At 70.0% G+C, this 16,258-nt stretch carries 15 protein-coding genes and 2 rRNA genes; 8 read left to right on the top strand and 9 right to left on the bottom strand.

The features are described from left to right. Both ACWEF2_RS01690 and rrf read left to right on the top strand, forming a co-directional pair. Positions 1-96 (top strand): 23S ribosomal RNA (locus ACWEF2_RS01690); the annotation flags it as partial. Between the two features lie 220 nt (positions 97-316). Next, positions 317-433, top strand: a 5S ribosomal RNA gene (gene rrf, locus ACWEF2_RS01685). 579 nt (positions 434-1,012) lie between these two features. Here the strand turns inward: rrf and mctP are convergent. Together mctP and ACWEF2_RS01675 are read right to left on the bottom strand one after the other, a co-directional pair. Next, a complete protein-coding gene (gene mctP / locus ACWEF2_RS01680; protein WP_453811073.1) occupies positions 1,013-2,602 on the bottom strand; it encodes a monocarboxylate uptake permease MctP in 1,590 nt (529 codons plus the stop codon). 4 nt (positions 2,603-2,606) lie between these two features. After that, complete coding sequence (locus ACWEF2_RS01675; RefSeq protein ID WP_453811072.1) at positions 2,607-2,819, bottom strand: DUF3311 domain-containing protein; 213 nt, start codon at positions 2,817-2,819, stop codon at positions 2,607-2,609. Between the two features lie 531 nt (positions 2,820-3,350). Here ACWEF2_RS01675 and ACWEF2_RS01670 point away from each other — a divergent pair. The 3 genes from ACWEF2_RS01670 (at position 3,351) to thyX (ending at position 7,689) form a co-directional block, all read left to right on the top strand. Then, positions 3,351-5,507 (top strand): anthranilate synthase component I, encoded by a 2,157-nt coding sequence (locus tag ACWEF2_RS01670; RefSeq protein ID WP_453811071.1) that lies wholly within the window; start codon positions 3,351-3,353, stop codon positions 5,505-5,507. 138 nt (positions 5,508-5,645) lie between these two features. Beyond that, the gene (locus ACWEF2_RS01665; RefSeq protein ID WP_453811070.1) at positions 5,646-6,806 is read left to right on the top strand and encodes an amidohydrolase family protein; all 1,161 of its coding nucleotides are present in this window, start codon (positions 5,646-5,648) and stop codon (positions 6,804-6,806) included. Positions 6,807-6,963: 157 nt separating this feature from the next. Further along, positions 6,964-7,689, top strand: a complete 726-nt coding sequence (gene thyX, locus ACWEF2_RS01660) for an FAD-dependent thymidylate synthase (RefSeq protein ID WP_453811069.1) — start codon at positions 6,964-6,966, stop codon at positions 7,687-7,689. Positions 7,690-7,746: 57 nt separating this feature from the next. Here thyX and ACWEF2_RS01655 read toward each other — a convergent pair whose 3' ends face one another. Genes ACWEF2_RS01655 through ACWEF2_RS01630 form a run of 6 tightly spaced genes read right to left on the bottom strand, consistent with a single transcriptional unit; the run spans position 7,747 to position 13,974 of the window. Beyond that, positions 7,747-8,721 (bottom strand): M24 family metallopeptidase, encoded by a 975-nt coding sequence (locus ACWEF2_RS01655; protein WP_453811068.1) that lies wholly within the window; start codon positions 8,719-8,721, stop codon positions 7,747-7,749. Then, positions 8,718-9,632, bottom strand: coding sequence for an ABC transporter ATP-binding protein (locus tag ACWEF2_RS01650; protein ID WP_453811067.1), 915 nt, complete (start codon positions 9,630-9,632; stop codon positions 8,718-8,720). The genes ACWEF2_RS01655 and ACWEF2_RS01650 overlap by 4 nt, the downstream gene beginning before the upstream one ends. Next, positions 9,629-10,399, bottom strand: a complete 771-nt coding sequence (locus ACWEF2_RS01645; protein ID WP_453811066.1) for an ABC transporter ATP-binding protein — start codon at positions 10,397-10,399, stop codon at positions 9,629-9,631. The genes ACWEF2_RS01650 and ACWEF2_RS01645 overlap by 4 nt, the downstream gene beginning before the upstream one ends. Next, the gene (locus tag ACWEF2_RS01640; RefSeq protein WP_453811065.1) at positions 10,396-11,235 is read right to left on the bottom strand and encodes an ABC transporter permease; all 840 of its coding nucleotides are present in this window, start codon (positions 11,233-11,235) and stop codon (positions 10,396-10,398) included. Before ACWEF2_RS01640 ends, ACWEF2_RS01645 begins: the two co-directional genes overlap by 4 nt. Continuing rightward, entirely contained in the window at positions 11,232-12,380 is a 1,149-nt protein-coding gene (locus ACWEF2_RS01635; protein ID WP_453811064.1) for an ABC transporter permease, read from the bottom strand. The genes ACWEF2_RS01640 and ACWEF2_RS01635 overlap by 4 nt, the downstream gene beginning before the upstream one ends. Further along, positions 12,370-13,974: an ABC transporter substrate-binding protein gene (locus tag ACWEF2_RS01630; RefSeq protein WP_453811063.1), complete on the bottom strand. Its 1,605-nt coding sequence runs from the start codon at positions 13,972-13,974 to the stop codon at positions 12,370-12,372. Before ACWEF2_RS01630 ends, ACWEF2_RS01635 begins: the two co-directional genes overlap by 11 nt. A gap of 120 nt (positions 13,975-14,094) precedes the next feature. On the opposite strand from ACWEF2_RS01630, the gene ACWEF2_RS01625 reads away from it, so the two are divergent. Beyond that, entirely contained in the window at positions 14,095-14,742 is a 648-nt protein-coding gene (locus tag ACWEF2_RS01625) for an Lrp/AsnC family transcriptional regulator (protein ID WP_355596552.1), read from the top strand. A 9-nt stretch (positions 14,743-14,751) separates the two neighbouring features. Here ACWEF2_RS01625 and ACWEF2_RS01620 read toward each other — a convergent pair whose 3' ends face one another. After that, positions 14,752-15,105, bottom strand: a complete 354-nt coding sequence (locus ACWEF2_RS01620; RefSeq protein ID WP_453811062.1) for a hypothetical protein — start codon at positions 15,103-15,105, stop codon at positions 14,752-14,754. Positions 15,106-15,470: 365 nt separating this feature from the next. Here ACWEF2_RS01620 and ACWEF2_RS01615 point away from each other — a divergent pair, with 365 nt between their 5' ends. Next, on the top strand, positions 15,471-15,719 hold the full coding sequence (locus tag ACWEF2_RS01615) for a hypothetical protein (RefSeq protein ID WP_453811061.1): 249 nt from the start codon (positions 15,471-15,473) through the stop codon (positions 15,717-15,719). Then, entirely contained in the window at positions 15,716-16,117 is a 402-nt protein-coding gene (locus ACWEF2_RS01610) for a hypothetical protein (protein ID WP_453811060.1), read from the top strand. The genes ACWEF2_RS01615 and ACWEF2_RS01610 overlap by 4 nt, the downstream gene beginning before the upstream one ends. Positions 16,118-16,258 lie beyond the last annotated feature (141 nt).

The following is a 16,258-nucleotide window of genomic DNA, read 5'->3' as shown; positions in this document are numbered from 1 at the left end:
TAAGGCTCCCGGTAGATCACCGGGTTGATAGGCCGGAGGTGGAAGCATGGTAACGTGTGGAGCTGACCGGTACTAATAGGCCGAGGACTTGACCATAAAGCACAGTGTTTCTGCTCGCGTCCCTGATCTGAGGTTTTCTTCTGCTGGTGTTGTTTCTTTTGCTGCGCTCTGTCCCTTCGCCGGGTCCGGAGCAGCGCAGGAAACGATGGCGGGAGGAGGGCCGGCGGGTCGGGGATGGTGTAGAGGGTTGGTTGCTCGCGTCCACTAGGCAATTCTGAGGCAGCAAACGGGTGACTGTTTGTGTGTTTCACAGTGTTACGGCGGTTATGGCGGAGGGGAAACACCCGGTTACATTCCGAACCCGGAAGTTAAGCTCTTCAGCGCCGATGGTACTGCACCGGGGACGGTGTGGGAGAGTAGGTCGCCGCCGGACAATCTTTAGAGGAAGGGTCACCCCCCCTTGGTGGGGGTGGCCCTTTTTCGCGTTCCCGAAACCTTGACACGCTATTTCATCACCCCCCTTTCCGGGGCATGAATAAGCCCGCCCGGTGGAGGAGGAGCCGGGCGGGCTCGTTCAGAGGGGCGGGGTAACCTTAGGCCCTCCGCGCGCTGTGCTGTGGGGAACTTCCGGAAAGTCGTGTCCGGACAGTGCGCGACGGCCGTTCTCGGGCGACGACGGAGGCGACGGATGGGAACGCCGAGGCGTCGCCGGACAGCACTCCGCCGGCGGCGAAGGCGATCCGGTGTGGCTTGTCGTAACCGTGTGCCGTGCGGTGTGGTGCGAGGATCACAGCTTCACGGTAGGTCTCCGCACTGGCAATTGTCAACTAACTAAGTAGGAAATTAGGGTTGCCTTGGTGGGCGTTCGCCCGGTGGCGAACGAGGGCCTGGCCCGGACCGCCGTGGTACGGGGCGAGCCGCTCCGGGGGCCCCGGCAGGTGTACGGCCCGCACCCGTCCGAGTGGAGCGCGGGCCGTACCGGAGGGCAGGGGAGGCCGGAGAGTGAGGTGGGTCAGTGGGTGAGGTCGAGTTCCTTGACGCGCGGGTCGCCCTCGTCGGCGAAATAGTGGTCGGGACGGGTGGCGTCGTCGCCTTCGGCGACCTTGGCCGCGTGGGCGATGACGGTGCCGAGGGTGGCGACGACCAGGTTGACGGCCAGCGCGAGGATGCCCGCGTAGACCGTCATTTTGGTGTCCAGGCCCAGCTTGCTCAGCGGGAACGCCGATCCGGCGAAATGTGATTTGCCGGTGACGGGGTTGGCGATGTTGTAGAGCAGCAGGAGCCCGGCGGTCATGCCCGCGGCCCATCCGGCGATCAGGCCGTTCCGGTGGAACCAACGGGTGTAGAGGCCGAGCGCCACCGACGGGAGCGTCTGCAGGATGATGACGCCGCCGATGAGCTGGAGGTCGATGGAGAAGCCGGTGTCCAGGAACAGGATGAACAGCAGCGCGCCGACCTTGACGAGCAGCGAGGTGATCTTGGAGACGCGGGCCTCGTCGGCGTCGTCGGCGTCCGGCTTGAGATACTCCCGGTAGATGTTCCGGGTGAACAGGTTCGCGGCGGCGATCGACATGATCGCGGCGGGGACCAGCGCGCCGATGCCGATCGCGGCGTAGGCGACCCCGGTGAACCAGTCGGGGAACAGCTGGTCGAACAGTTGCGGCACGATCGTGTTGTTGTCCGTGCCGATGGGCTTGGTCCCGGCCGCTATGGCCATGTAGCCGAGTAGCGCGATCAACCCGAGCAGCAGACTGTAGGCCGGGAGCGCGGCCATGTTCCGCTTGATCACATCGCGGTTTCTGGAGGCCAGCACGCCGGTGACGCTGTGCGGGTAGAGGAACAGGGCCAGTGCCGAGCCCAGCGCGAGCGTGACGTACTGCAGCTGGTTGCCGGCGTTGAGCAGGATGCCGTCACCCGGCGCGGGTGTGGCGGCGAACTTGGCCTCCGCCGCGTCGAAGATCGAGCCCCAGCCGCCCAGCTTCAGCGGGATCACGATGATCGCGACCAGGATCACGATGTAGATCAGCGTGTCCTTGACGAACGCGATCAGCGCCGGCGCGCGCAGGCCCGACTGGTAGGTGTAGGCGGCCAGGATGGCGAAGGCGACGACGATCGGGAGATGGCCGGTCACCCCCATCGACTTCAGCACGGCCTCGATGCCGACGAGCTGGAGCGCGATGTAGGGCATCGTCGCGACGATGCCGGTGATCGCGACCAGCAGCGCGAGCGTGGGAGAGCCGAAACGGGCCCGGACGAAGTCGGCCGGGGTGACGAAGCCGTGGACGTGCGAGACCGACCAGAGCCGGAGCAGTACCAGGAAGACCATGGGATAGATCACGACCGTGTACGGCACGGCGAAGAAGCCGGTCGCGCCCGCGCCCCAGAGCAGCGCGGGTACGGCCACGAAGGTGTAGGCGGTGTAGAGGTCGCCGCCCACCAGGAACCAGGTGACCCAGGAGCCGAAGTTCCTGCCGCCCAGCCCCCACTCGTTCAGGCTGGCCAGGTTGGCCGGGCGGCGCCAGCGCGCGGCCATGAAGCCCATGCCGCTGACGGTCAGGAACAGCGCGGAGAAGATGACGATCTCGGTCAGGTGCGCGCTCACGCCGTCACCGCTCCCGCTTGGTCATCCGGTAGACGACCATGGTGCAGACGACACCGACCGCGATGAAGGCGAGCTGGAGCCAGTAGAACCTCGGGAAACCGAGGAACCGGGGTCCGTCGGCGTTGAAGAGGAACGGTAGTAGAGGCAGGATGATCGGCACGACCAGCAGCCGGTTCCACGGGCTGCGGTCGGTTCGCTCCTTGCTGGGAGTGGTCAACGCGCTCTCCTCAGGGTGAAGAGGGGGACAGTCGGCTAGGGCCGTTCCTACGGCTGACCGGCAGCGTAATTAGGCGGTCCTTTCAACGCGATCACCAAGCGCCGAACGGGGCGGTTGGCGCGACGAACGGTAGGGCCGACGGTGGGCCGGGCGTCCGGCGCGGTAGCCCTTGCGCGGGGGCGAGGCAGGTGTCCTGGAGTCCCATGCCGATGTGGGGGGCCGTAGCCGTTGCGCGGAGAGGATGTCAACTGGTGGAGGTCCGTGACAGGGACAGGCCGGCCGACGCGACCGGGTATCGCTTACCGGGCCGCCACGCCATGCCGCCGCACGTTGCATGATCACGCTTGCCGCCGGTACTCTTTGGGACATGCGACACCCCTATTCCCTTCAGTGGTGGCGCCGCTTTTAGGCGGCGCGGGTTTCGCATTCCCGAGAGCAGACAGGGGCCGCCCAGGGGAGGCGGCCTTTTCTGTGTCCGCCTCCCCTGGGCGCCAGGCGGATCAAAAAGATCAACAAAGGGGCGAGGCAGCAGTGGAGACGAGTGGATATACCACCGCCGGTGGCATAGAGGTCGAGGTCACGTCGTCCGACGTGCCCGAGACGGTGCTTGAGGACGTCGTCACGACGCTCGGCGAGCGCCGCGGCGGAGTGCTCTCCTCCGGGATGGAGTACCCCGGCCGCTACAGCCGGTGGCACCTGGCCTATGTCGACCCCTGCCTGGAGATCGTGACCAGGGGGCGCAGGGTCGCCGCGCGCGCCCTGAACGCCCGCGGCCGGGTCGTCCTGCCCGTCGTCGCCTCCTGTCTGCTGGCCGCCGGCAAGCCCACGGGGGAGCCGACCGCGGACCACGTCGAGATCTACGTCGCCGAGTCCGAGGACATTCTCCCCGAGGAGATGCGCAGCCGCCGTCCCACCGTCTTCACCGCGATCCGCGAGATCATCGCGGCGTTCAGGGGCGAGGACGAGCACCTGGGGCTCTACGGCGCCTTCGGCTATGACCTGGCCTTCCAGTTCGAGCCGATCCGTCAGGTCCTCACCCGGGCCGAGGACCAGCGCGACCTCGTCCTGCATCTGCCCGACCGGGTGATGGTGATCGACCGTAAGCGGGAGACCAGCAAGGAGTACCGCTACGAGTTCACCGTGGACGGCGTCTCCACCCGCGGCCTCGCCCGCGAGGGGGAGAACGTCCCGCTGCCCCCGGCCCCGGCCGGACTCCCGGCCGACCCGGTCAGGGGCACCTACGCGCAGGTCGTCGCCGCGGCCAAGGAGAAGTTCGTCCGCGGTGACCTGTTCGAGGTCGTACCCGGCCAGGTCTTCCACGCCCCCTGTGCCGACCCGGCCGCCTTCTACCGTGGCCTGCGCAAGGTCAACCCCGCGCCGTACGAGTTTCTGTTCAACCTCGGCGAGGACGAGCACCTGGTCGGCGCCTCCCCGGAGATGTACGTCCGGGTCAGCGGCGACCGGGTCGAGACCTGCCCGATCTCGGGCACCATCGCCCGGGGCAGCAACCCCATCGAGGACGCCGAGGCGATCCGCACCCTCCTGTCCAGTGTGAAGGAGGAGTCGGAGCTGACCATGTGCACCGACGTGGACCGCAACGACAAGTCCCGCGTCTGCGTCCCGGGAACGGTTCAGGTCATCGGCCGCCGCCAGATCGAGATGTACTCGCGGCTGATTCACACCGTCGATCACATCGAGGGCCGCCTGCGGCCGGAGTTCGACGCGCTGGACGCCTTCCTCACCCACATGTGGGCCGTCACCGTCACCGGAGCCCCCAAGACCTGGGCGATGCAGTTCATCGAGGACCACGAGGCCACCACCCGGCGCTGGTACGGCGGGGCGGTCGGCTACATCGGGTTCGACGGCTCGATGAACACCGGCCTCACCCTGCGCACCGCGCAGATCCGCGGCGGCGTGGCCACCGTCAGGGCCGGAGCGACCCTGCTGTTCGACTCCGACCCCGAGGCCGAGGAGCGTGAGACCGAGCTCAAGGCCAGCGCCCTGCTCGGCGCCCTGGCCGCGGTCGGCGCGGCCTCGCAGGGCGCGGCCTCGCGGGGTAAGGCGGCGCCGGACCCGGTCGCGGAACGGCCGGGCGAGGGGATGAAGGTGCTGCTCGTCGACCACGAGGACTCCTTCGTCAACACCCTGGCCGACTACTTCCGCCAGCAGGGCGCGGAGGTCGTCACGCTCCGGCACGGCTTCCCGGTGAAGATGATCGACGAGATCGCGCCGTCGCTCGTGGCGCTGTCACCCGGACCCGGCTGGCCCTCCGACTTCGGCCTGTCGGGGCTGGTCGAGGCGCTCTACGAGCGCGACCTGCCGGTGTTCGGCGTCTGCCTCGGCCTGCAGGGCATGGTCGAGCAGGCGGGCGGCACCCTCGAACTGCTCTCCCAGCCCGAGCACGGCAAGCGCGGCCGGGTCAGGCGGCTCGGTGACAGCGCGCTGCTGGACGGGCTTCCCGACGAGTTCACCGCCGCCCGCTACCACTCGCTCCACGCCAAGCAGCCGGGGGTCATCGGCTTCACCGCCACCGCCGTGACGCCGGACGGCGCGGTGATGGCGATCGAGGACGCGGCCAGGCGGCGCTTCGCCGTACAGTTCCACCCCGAGTCGATTCTCACCGCCGAGGGGGGCGCCGGAGCCAGGATCATCGCCAACGTGCTGAGGCTCTGCCGTACCTCCGGGTAGGGGCACCCGGCCGGGTAAGGCTCCCGACTCGGTAAAGACGGCCGGAATCACCATCGGTGGTCGTAGAGTGCTGCCTCCGGTGTGAGGCCGGGGGTGGACCGGAGAGACCGGTCCGCCCCCGGTCGTGGAGGGGGCGGCATGAGAGCGGACGACGCGTTACCCGTCGAACTGCCGGGCACGGTACGGGAGGCCGTGCTGACGCCGCTGATCGACCACCACTGCCACGGGGTGCGCCGGGACGATCTGACCCGGGCACGGTTCGAGACGCTGATCACCGAGGCCGGCGCCCCCGCGCCGCCCGGTACCACCCACTTCGACACCCCCGCCGGTGCGGCGGTCCGCCGCTGGTGCGCCCCGGTCCTCGGTCTGGAGCCGCACGTGCCGCCCGCCGTCTACCTGGCGCGCCGGGCCGAACTCGGCGCGGCCGAGGCGAATCGGCGGCTGCTGCGCGCGGCCGGGATCGCCGCCTTTCTGGTCGACACCGGCCGTAACGGCCCCGGACTGCTGCCTACGGTGGATATGGGCCGTCTGGGCGGCGCGACGGCCGAGGAGATCGTCCGGATCGAGCAGGTCGAGCAGGAGGTCGCGGCCTCCGCGACCTCCGGCGTCTCCTACCTCGCCCTCCTCGGTGAGGCGCTCGCCGCCAGGGCCGTCCGCGCCGTCGGGCTCACGTCGGTCATCGCCTACCGGCACGGCCTGGACTTCGATCCGGCCAGGCCGAGCCGGGGAGCGGTGATCGCGGCGGCGGGCCGCCGGCAGATCACCCCCGCGGCGCGGCTCACCGACCCGGTGCTGCTGCGCCACCTGCTCTGGACGGCCGTGGACGTGGCGCGTGAGCGCAACCTGCCGCTGCGGTTCCACACCGGCCACGGCGATCCCGGCCTGGACCTGCGCCGTGCCGACCCGGCGCTGATGACCGGCTTCATCCGGGCGTTACAGCCGGTCGGCGTGCCCGTCGTCCTGCCGCACTGCTACCCGTTCCACCGCCAGGCGGCCTACCTCGCCGCCGCCTTCCCGCATGTGTACGTGGGCGTCGGTCACATACCGGCCTATACTTCGGCAGGATCCGCCTCGGTCGTCGGCGAGCTACTGGAACTCGTCCCGTTCCACAAGCAACTGTTCGGCTCCGACTCCCACGGCGTCGCCGAGAGCTGCTACCTGGGCGCGCTGTACTATCGGCGGGGCCTGGCCAGGGCGCTCGCCGTACGGCTGGCCGCCGACGAGTGGAGCGTCCAGGACGCGGCCCGGGTGGCCCACATGATCGGCTCAGGGAACGCCCGCCGGATCTACCGCCTGTAACCACCGCACTCCCCGGCACACCTCCGCCGCCCGCTTACCGTCCACTCCCTCGCTCACCGTTCGTGGTTCGCGGTCCGCCACCATGTCACCCGAGGTGGTTCCCGGAGACGGCGATAGGCTTGGCCACGTCCGATCCCCGACACCGAAGGTCTCGCCCGTGGATGGTCTCCAGCCCCGTTTTCTCGACGACGTCACCGTCGAACTGGTCAAACACAGTGCCTCGGACTCCGACGTGCTCTGGGCGGCCCGGGTGTCGACCGCGGGGGAGCAGTCCCTGGAGGAGATCCGCAAAGACCCCGAGCGTTCCAGAGGGTTGATCAACTTTCTGATGCGCGACCGCCACGGCAGCCCCTTCGAGCACAACTCGATGACCTTCCTGGTCCGCGCCCCGATCTTTGTCTTCCGTGAATTCCACCGCCACAGGGTCGGCTGGTCGTACAACGAGGAAAGCGGGAGATACCGGGAGCTTCATCCGGATTTCTACGTTCCGGGGCCGGAGCGGAAACTGGTTCAGGAGGGGCGGCCGGGTAAGTACGTCTTCACCGACGGCAGCGAGGAGCAGCACAAACTCGTGACCGAGGCGATGGAGGCGGCCTACCGGCAGTCCTACGCCGCCTATCAGGAGATGCTGGAGGCCGGGATCGCCCGGGAGGTGGCCAGGGCCGTGCTGCCCGTCGGCCTGTTCTCCTCGATGTACGCCACGTGCAACGCCCGTTCGCTGATGCACTTCCTCTCGCTGCGCACCAAGAACGAGCAGGCCAGGGTGGCGTCGTTCCCGCAGCGGGAGATCGAGATGGTCGCGGAGAGGATGGAGGCCGCCTGGGCGGCGCTGATGCCTCTCACCCACGCGGCCTTCGACGCGGCCGGCCGCGTCGCGCCCTAGCGTTCCCCGGCCCTCCGGCCGAGCCGACCCCGTGCGGGATCCGGTCGGCCGGAGGGCTCAGCGGTCGATGACGTGGAGGGGGTGTGGGCTGGTGCTGAGGCGCCGTGCTCCCCGGGGGGCGCAGGCCACCACGTCGGCCACCCGGGCGCCGAACAGTTCCGGAAGGTAGACCGCAGGTTCCACGCAGAGCGTGGTGCCGGGGGCCAGCACGGTCTCGTCGCCGGGGACGAGCCAGGGGCTCTCGTCCTGGCTGAGGCCGAGGCCGCGTCCCGGACGGTTCCCGGCGTGGCAGCCGTACCCGCTGTCCTCGATCACCCCCCGTATGATCCGGCCGACCTCCGCCGAGGTCACGCCAGGCCGCAGCGCGTCGAGGGCGGCGCGCTGCGCGGAGAGGACGACCGAGTACATCGCCTCGAAGTCCTCGGGGGGCTCGGCCACCGCGAACACACGGGCCACCTCCGCGCAGTGGCCGGCCCACCTTCCGCAGACCGAGATCAGCAGCGCGTCGCCCGGGTTGATCACGCGGTCGCACGGTGTGTGCCGGGGGACGGCGGTGTGCTCGCCGGCCGCGACGAGCACCGAGAGCACCTCCTCGCATCCCGTCTCGACCATCATGGCCCAGAGCCGCCGCGCCATCGCGCGTTCGGTGGTTCCGAACCAGGACAGCTCACGGGCGGCGAGCAGTACCGCGTCCGCCGCCGAGGCCGACCGTTCCGCCGCCGCGAGTTCGGCGGCTCCCCTGCGGAGCCGCAACGGGGCCAGTACGGCCGAGGCCAGCACCACCTCGGCCTCCACCCGCAGGGAGAACAGCTCCCGGGCCCGCATCTCGGGGTCCACGCCGACGCGGCGCGCGGAGGGGGGGATGAGCGCCGCCGCCTCCAGCGGCCCGGACGCGGCGGCGGGCGGCCGGTCGTGGGTGAGGACGAGGTATCCGTCGCCTCGCCCGCCCAGGTAGCGGAAGTCGGGGGAGGGGCGCAGCACCAGGGCGTCGATCCCCTCCGCGGTCATCCTGCGCCGCACCTCGTCGATCATGCGGGTCCGTGCAGCCAGCACGCGACCGGGCCGAACGCGGGTTCGCGTTCCCGGCACACGTCCATCGCCACCGGGCAGCGGGGGTGAAAGCGGCAGCCGGACGGCGGGGCGGCCGGGTCCGGCACGTCGCCCGGGAGTTCCTCGGGCAGAGTCCCGGCGCCGTCGGGCGCGGGGATGGCGCCGAGCAGGGCGCGGGTGTACGGGTGGCGGGGATCGCTCCAGACCTCGGCCGTCCGGCCGATCTCCACGATCTTCCCGAGGTACATCACCGCGATCCGGTCGGCGATCAGCCGTACCACCGACAGGTCGTGGCTGATGAACAGCAGACCGGCGCCCGAGGAGACCGCGAGGTCGCGCATCAGCCGGGCCACCTGCGACTGGGCGGAGGCGTCGAGTGCGGAGATGGGCTCGTCGCCGATCAGCAGGGACGGCCGGGCGGCGAGCGCCCTGGCGATCGCGATCCGCTGCCGCTGGCCGCCGGAGAACTCGTGCGGGTGACGTCCGGTGAGGTCGCGGGGCAGGCCGACCCGTTCCAGCAGGTCGGCGGGGGCGGTGACGGTGTCGCCCGCGACGCGCAGCCCGTCGGCGATCTGCGCGCCCACCCGGCGACGCGGGTTCAGCGAGGAGTAGGGGTCCTGGAAGACCATCTGGATTCCGGAGAGTGCCCGGTCCCTGCGGCGCAGGCCGAGCGGGGTCACCGGGTGGCCGTTGAAGGTGATGGTCCCGGCGGCGGCCCGGTTGAGCCCGCACACCGCGCGGGCCAGTGTCGACTTGCCGCAGCCGGACTCGCCGACGAGGCCGACGACCTCGCCGGCGGCGACGCTCAGGCTGGCCCCGGCCACGGCCCGCACCAGGGGACGGCCCGGGGTGCGGTGCTCGACGACGAGGTCGTCCACGTTCAGCAGGGTCATGTGGTCTCCCCGGGCAGCGAGTCCAGCAGGGTGCGGGTGTAGGGGTGGGCGGGGTCGCGCAGCACCTGGCCGCGCGGGCCCGTCTCGACGACCAGCCCCTTCCGCATCACGCTCACCTCGTCGGCGACCGCGGACATCACGCCGAGGTCGTGGGTGACGAGCAGTACGGCCAGGCCCAGGTCGTCGCAGAGGCCGCGCAGCAGCCGCAGCACCCCGGCCTGGACGGTCACGTCGAGCGCGGTGGTGGGTTCGTCGGCGATGAGCACCTTGGGGGAGCAGGCCAGCGCGATCGCGATCGCGATGCGCTGACGCATGCCTCCGGAGAACTGGTGCGGGTAGCGGTCGATCGCCGTCTCCGGGCCGGGGATGCGCACCTGGCCCAGCAGTTCGACGGCCCTGGCCCGCGCCTGTCTCCGGCCGAGGCCGAGGTGGTGGCGCATGTGCTCGGTGAGCTGGCGGCCGACGGGGAGCATGGGGTGCAGGCTGGTGGCCGGATCCTGGAAGACCATGGCGATCTCGTCGCCGCGTACCGCGTTGAGCTCCTTGGCGGACATGCCCAGCAGGTCGCGCCCGTCCAGGGAGATCCGGCCGGTGACGCGGGCCCCGTGCGGGAGCAGGCCGAGCGCGGCCAGGCCGGTCATGGTCTTGCCCGAGCCGCTCTCGCCGGCCAGGCCGTGCACGCGGCCGGCACGGAGGTCGAGGTCGACGCCGCGCAGGATCTCCTTCCCGCCGATGGAGACCTTCAGGTCCGAGATGGCGAGGGTCAAAGCGCACGCTCCTTGATGGCGCGGGCCGTCCGCGGGTCGAGGGCGTCGCGCAGTGTGTCGCCCAGGAAGTTGAAGGCCAGCACGACGGTGAGGATGGCGAGGCCGGGGAAGGCGGCCACCCACCAGCTGTCGAAGACCTCCACGCCGGAGGCGACCATCGCGCCCCACTCGGGGGACGGGGGTTTCGCGCCGAGCCCGAGGAAGGACAGGCCGGACAGCAGCAGCAGCGCGGTTCCGATGTCGAGGGTGGCGAGCACCAGGACGGGCCCGGTGACGTTGGGCAGCACGTCGAGGCGGAGGGAGCGCCAGGCGGTGAAGCCGAGCAGCCGTCCGCTGACCACGAACTCGCGTTCGCGGACGCCCAGCACCAGGCCGCGGGTGACGCGGGCGTAGGCGGGCCAGGCGACGACGAGTACGGCCAGCACGGCGTTGGTGAGGCTCGCGCCGAGCGCGGCGGCGACGACCATGGCCAGGATGATGGTGGGGAAGGCGAAGACGAGGTCGGCGAACCGCATGATCGTCTCATCAATCCATTTACCGAAATATCCGGCGCAGGCGCCGAGCAGGCCGCCGACCAGCACCGAGAGCACGACCAGCAGCAGCGTCAGCGGGATCGATAGGCGCGCGCCGTACATCACCCTGCTCAGGATGTCCCGGCCGAGCTGGTCGGTGCCGAACCAGTGGCCGGGACCCGGCGGGGCCAGGCGCGGCAGGTCCTGGGCGAGCGGGTCGTACGGCGCCAGCAGCGGGGCGGTCAGCGCGATCACGATCCAGGCGAGCGCCACCACCCCGCCGACGATCGCCAGCGGCTGCCGCCACGCTTGGGGGAGTCTCAAGACAGTCTCACTCTGGGGTCGATGACGCCGTACAGCACGTCGACGATCAGGTTGATGACGAGGTAGACCGCGCCCACGACCAGGCCGACGCCCATCACGGCCGGCAGGTCCAGGGAGGTCGCGCTCTTGTAGGCGTACTGCCCCACACCCGGCCAGGCGAAGATCGCCTCGACGAGCACGGTGCCGGACAGCAGGCTGCCGAAGGCGAGGCCGGCGACCGTGATGATCGGCACCAGGGCCGAGCGCAGCACGTGGCGGAGCAGGATCACCCGGGGTGGGAGCCCCTTGGCCCGCGCGGCGCGCACGTAGTCCTGGCCCAGCACCTCCAGCACCGCCGACCGGGTGAACCGGGTGAGCAGGCCGATCGTGTAGAGGGCCAGCACCAGCGCCGGGGTGACCAGGTGGCCGACCGCCGAGGAGAACACGTCCCACTGGCCCGCCAGCGCGGAGTCGACCGTGTACAGGCCCGTCACGTGGGGCGGCGGGCTCATCCCCGGATCGATACGGCCGCTGCCGGGGGTGATCTGCAGACGGTAGAAGAAGATGTAGAAGGTCGTCAGCGCCAGCCAGAACGTCGGCACCGAGATGCCGACCAGGCTCAGGATCCGCAGCACGTGGTCGGAGAGCCGGTCACGGCGCAGCGCCGCGATCACGCCGAACGCCACGCCCGCCACGAGGGAGATCAGGATCGCGATGCCCGCCAGTTCCAGCGTGGCCGGGACCGACTCCGCCAGGTCGTCGAGCACGGGGCGGTGGCTCTGCTGGCTGGTCCCGAGGTCGCCGTGGAGGATTCCCCCCATGTACAGCAGGTACTGCTGGGGGAGCGGCTTGTCCAGGCCGTGTTCGGTCCGCCACTGCGCGACGATCGCCGGGTCGCCGAGGGCCCGCTGGCCGAGGTTGGCCGCGACGGGGTCGCCGGGGACCAGGTTCGTCAGGACGAACGTGACCAGCGTGATGCCCACGGCCAGCAGCAGCGCGGTGAGCGCTCTGCGGACCAGGAAGCGCGCCAGCGGGCTGCGGCCGCCGCCACGGCCCGCGCGAGGCGGTGCCGTACCGGCGGCCCTGCGGCCAGGGACCGTCCCGGCGCTTTCGCCGTCCGGGACGGCCTTCCGGCCTCCGCCCGCCTCGGGGTCCTTACTTGACACCGAGGGCGGCGACATCAACGGTCCAGACCGGGTGGAACTCCAGGCCGGTGACGGAGGCGGCCGTCACGATGTTCTGGCTCGGCTGGATGAGCGGGATGAACGGGCTGGAGGCGTTCAGCTTCGTCTGGATGTCGACATAGGCCTGCTTGCGGGCGTCGTCGCCGATCGCGGCCGCGGCCTTGTCACCAGCCGCCTCAAGTTCCCTGTCCGCGCCCGCCTTCCAACCGGCCCGCAGGCCCACGGTCTTGCCCGGCAGGAACACCAGGTAGTCGCTGGGGTCGGGGTAGTCGGGACCCCAGTACCACAGGCCCAGCTCCTCCTTGCCGTTGCGGTAGTTGTCCAGCGCGGTGGCGACCGGTGAGGGGGCCAGGTCGACGGTGATGCCGACGTCCTTGAGGTTGGCCTGGATCCGCTCGGCGATCGTCTGCAGGGACAGGCCGTTGAGGGTCAGCTCGCTGGGGTACTCCAGCTTGACCTTCGGGTCGGTCACGCCGCTCTCCTTGAGCGCCGCCTTGGCGCCTTCGACGTCGCGCTTGGCCGCCTGGTCGGCGGGGAGCGCGCCCAGGATCATCGAGGGGATGACGCCCGGCGCCTGCACCGACCCCTGACCGGCCAGCTCCAGCAGGCCCGTGTAGTCGATGCCCTTGCGCACGGCCTCGGCGAACTTGGGGTTGGAGGTGACCTTGCTGACCGAGGAGTCGCGGTTGGCGAGCAGGAAGACCACGTTCGCCGACGGAGTCTTGGCGACCTGCAGGTTCCCCGGGAGGCCGGAGACCTGGTCACCGGACAGGTCCAGCGCCACCTGGCTGTCGCCACGCGAGACGTTGAGCTTCTGCGTCGCGGACTCGACGTTGCGGATCACGACCTTGTCGTAGACCGGCTTCTTCGGGCCCCAGTACTTGGCGTTGGCCTTGAGTACGACCTGGCTGCTGATGTTCAGCGACTCGATCGTGTACGGCCCGGAGCCCGCCGAGGTGGAGTTCAGGTACTGCTCGGCCTTGTCGCCGGAGTCCGTGGTCGCGCCGTGCTCCTTGGCGACCTTGGAATTGAGGATGCCCAGCGCGGGGTTGGGCAGGATGTACGGCAGCGCGGGGTTGGGGTTCTTCGACGTCAGGGTGATCGTCGTGTCGTCGGTCTTGGCGACCTTCACCCCGTCGAGCAGGAAGGACGGCGTGCCTTTCATGTCGCGCACGCGGTCGAGGGAGAAGACGACGTCGTCCGCGGTGACGGGGGAACCGTCGGCGAACGTGGTGCCCTGGCGGAGCTTGAGGGTCAGCGTCCTGCCGTCCGCGGACAGCTCGAACGACTCGGCGAGGGACGGCGCCGGCTTGGTGACGTCGGAGCCGTCGAACGTGAGCAGCGTGTCGTAGGCCGCCTTGCCGACGATCAGGCCGGTCGGCTCGTAGGTCCGTCCCGGGTCGGCCGTCTTCAGGTTGAAGGAGGTGTCGATCACGAGCGTCTTGGCGGCGGCGCCGCCCGGGGACGCCGTGCCGGACGAGCCGCCGCTGGAGCAGGCTGCGAGGGCGAGGGCACCGGTGAGCAGCACCGGCAGCAGGGCTGCCTTCGCTCCGGGGCGCCGTGAACGGATCGCCATTTGTGTGTCCTCCGAAAATGGTCCTTGTGGACGTTTGATCGCCGATCGTCCAGGATTGTCCGACAGAAAGACCGGATAAAGACGGTAAAGTGAGACAAATCTGACGTGAGGGGTACAAAGTTGACCGAAACATCAAGAAACTCGGCTCACGCGGGCGGTCAGTCTGGACGGATCGGAATCGGCCTCGAACTCGACGCGACGCATCTGAAGATCCTTGAGGTGCTGCGGGAGAACGGCAGAATCTCCGTGGCGGCCCTCGCCGAGCGCGTCGGCATCTCGCGGGCGAACGCCTACACCCGGTTCGAGGCGCTGCGCGCCGACGGCGCGATCAAACGGTTCACCGCCGAGATCGACCACGTCCGCGCGGGGCTTGGCATCACCGCGCTGGTCTTCGTGACCGTCCGGCAGCAGATGTGGCGCCAGTTCCGCGCCCAGCTCGCCCAGATGCCCGAGGTGGAGTACTGCGCCATCACCACGGGTCAGCACGACGCGATGATCCAGGTCCGGATGACCGACGTCGCCGCGGTGCACGCGCTGGTGACCGAGCGGCTGGCCAACATTCCCGCTGTCAAGGCCACCGAGACCGTCTTCATCCTCGACGAGGTGCTCAAACGGCCCTACGTCCTGCCGAGCGACCGCCGCTCCGGCCGCTCCCAGCGCCGCCCGGCCCCCGACCCCGCCGGGGGAGCCGGAACGGACGTGCCCCTGGGCAAGATGCGCTTCGTGGGCGCGGCCGAGGGCCGCGCCCAGCTCCAGCAGGACGACTGACCGGCCGCCTCAGACGATCTCGGCGCACACGCTCACGTGCGGCGTGTCGTCCCCGGCGAACCGGAACTCCTCCACCAGCCGAAGCCGTCCGCCGGGAAGGGGCTCGATGCGGCTGCTGCTCCGCCCGTTCGCGCGCTCCCCGGTCGTGAGCAGGTGCACGTAGGTCAGCTCGATCCGGTCGGCGTCCCGGGTACCGACGAAGCGCCCGTGGAGCACAGTGTCGCCGGTGTAGTCGCCCCAGATGACCCCGTCGGCCTCCCGGTAGACGAACTCGGTGGGCCGGTCCGGGTCAACCGCGCTCGCCGTCGAGCTGACCATGACGAACCTGCGGCCGTTGAGCTGGAGAAGGTCGTTGTCGTTCACGCCTCCGCATCGTGCCGGTCGGCGGGCCGTACGCAACCGGGGCTGGACGTTTCGCCGGACGGCGGGGGCGGCGGCGATAATCCGTCCGACGGGACGGCCGTCCGGCGAGGCTCGCCGAGATCTGACGCGGGTCCGGGCCGGTTCTGATACGTCCGGACCGTATGGGGTGGTACGGGATCGCGCCGCCGTTGGAAGCCCGTGAGGAGAGCCTCGTGAGCGTTCGGCTCGGCTCCGTGGCGGTGGAGGCGTTGCCGGCCACCTCCTGATTCCCACTACACGCAGGCGCCATGGGCGCGAACAGGATCTATCCGGATATATAGTCAATGCGGTTGCCTTGATGATGGCAACCGCATTGACTACGCTGAATGAAACGGAACGACCTGCTCAGCCGGATGGCCCGTCTGGCCAAGCGGTACGGCTTCGAGTTCTCCAAGACACCAGACATCCATGGCGGTGGTCATGACAAGTGGTACGTCCGGGGAGACGCGGTCATCGTGCCGCGTCACTCTGAGATCAACGAGTTGACGGCCAAGGGCATCCTCAAGGAGTGGGACGCGCTGCTCGCGGAAGCTCAACGGGACATGAGCCGGGATGACGAGGAGGAGGGTAAGTGAACGAGTTCCGGGTCACGGCCCAGCGGTCCGGTGGCTGGTGGGCGCTGGAGATCGAGGGGCCGGGGTTGCGGCGTCCGGCGCATACACAGTCGCGGCGGCTTGATCAGGCCGAGGAGACGGTGCGCGACCTGCTGGCCGTTCGCTTCGACGCCGACATCGACGACCGGGCTGCGACCACCTGGCAGATCACGGTGGTTCCCGTCCTCGGGGAGGAACTGGCAGCGGAGGTCGCGCGGACCAGAGAGGTCCGCCGGGAGGCGGACCGGTTGCGTGACGACGCGGTCAGCCGTTCACGCGAGGCCGCACGTCGGCTTCATGAGCAGGGGCTTCCCCATCGGGACATCGGTGTGCTGCTCGGGGTCTCCCACCAGGCGGTCAGCAAGCTCCTCGCCGGTTAAATCCGCGGGCTTCCCTTCATCCGGCCACCGGCGGAGCCGCGCTGCCGGGACCGGCACATTCGGCACATCCGTCGCACCGGCCGAGAGGCCATCGTGAGGCCCGTCCCGCGAAGACGCCGTAGAGACCACGGTGCCCCGGGC

The sequence above is a fragment of the Streptosporangium sp. NPDC004631 genome (assembly GCF_053601935.1).
This window is presented reverse-complemented; position numbering and strand designations above follow the sequence as displayed.

What these genes read in the sequence shown, in the direction of transcription:
- ACWEF2_RS01665 (WP_453811070.1), top strand. Translation starts at nt 5,646, where the DNA reads ATGAGAGCGGACGACGCGTTACCCGTCGAACTGCCGGGCACGGTACGG.
- ACWEF2_RS01630 (WP_453811063.1), bottom strand. Translation starts at nt 13,974, where the DNA reads ATGGCGATCCGTTCACGGCGCCCCGGAGCGAAGGCAGCCCTGCTGCCG.
- ACWEF2_RS01650 (WP_453811067.1), bottom strand. Translation starts at nt 9,632, where the DNA reads ATGACCCTGCTGAACGTGGACGACCTCGTCGTCGAGCACCGCACCCCG.
- ACWEF2_RS01655 (WP_453811068.1), bottom strand. Translation starts at nt 8,721, where the DNA reads ATGATCGACGAGGTGCGGCGCAGGATGACCGCGGAGGGGATCGACGCC.
- ACWEF2_RS01615 (WP_453811061.1), top strand. Translation starts at nt 15,471, where the DNA reads ATGAAACGGAACGACCTGCTCAGCCGGATGGCCCGTCTGGCCAAGCGG.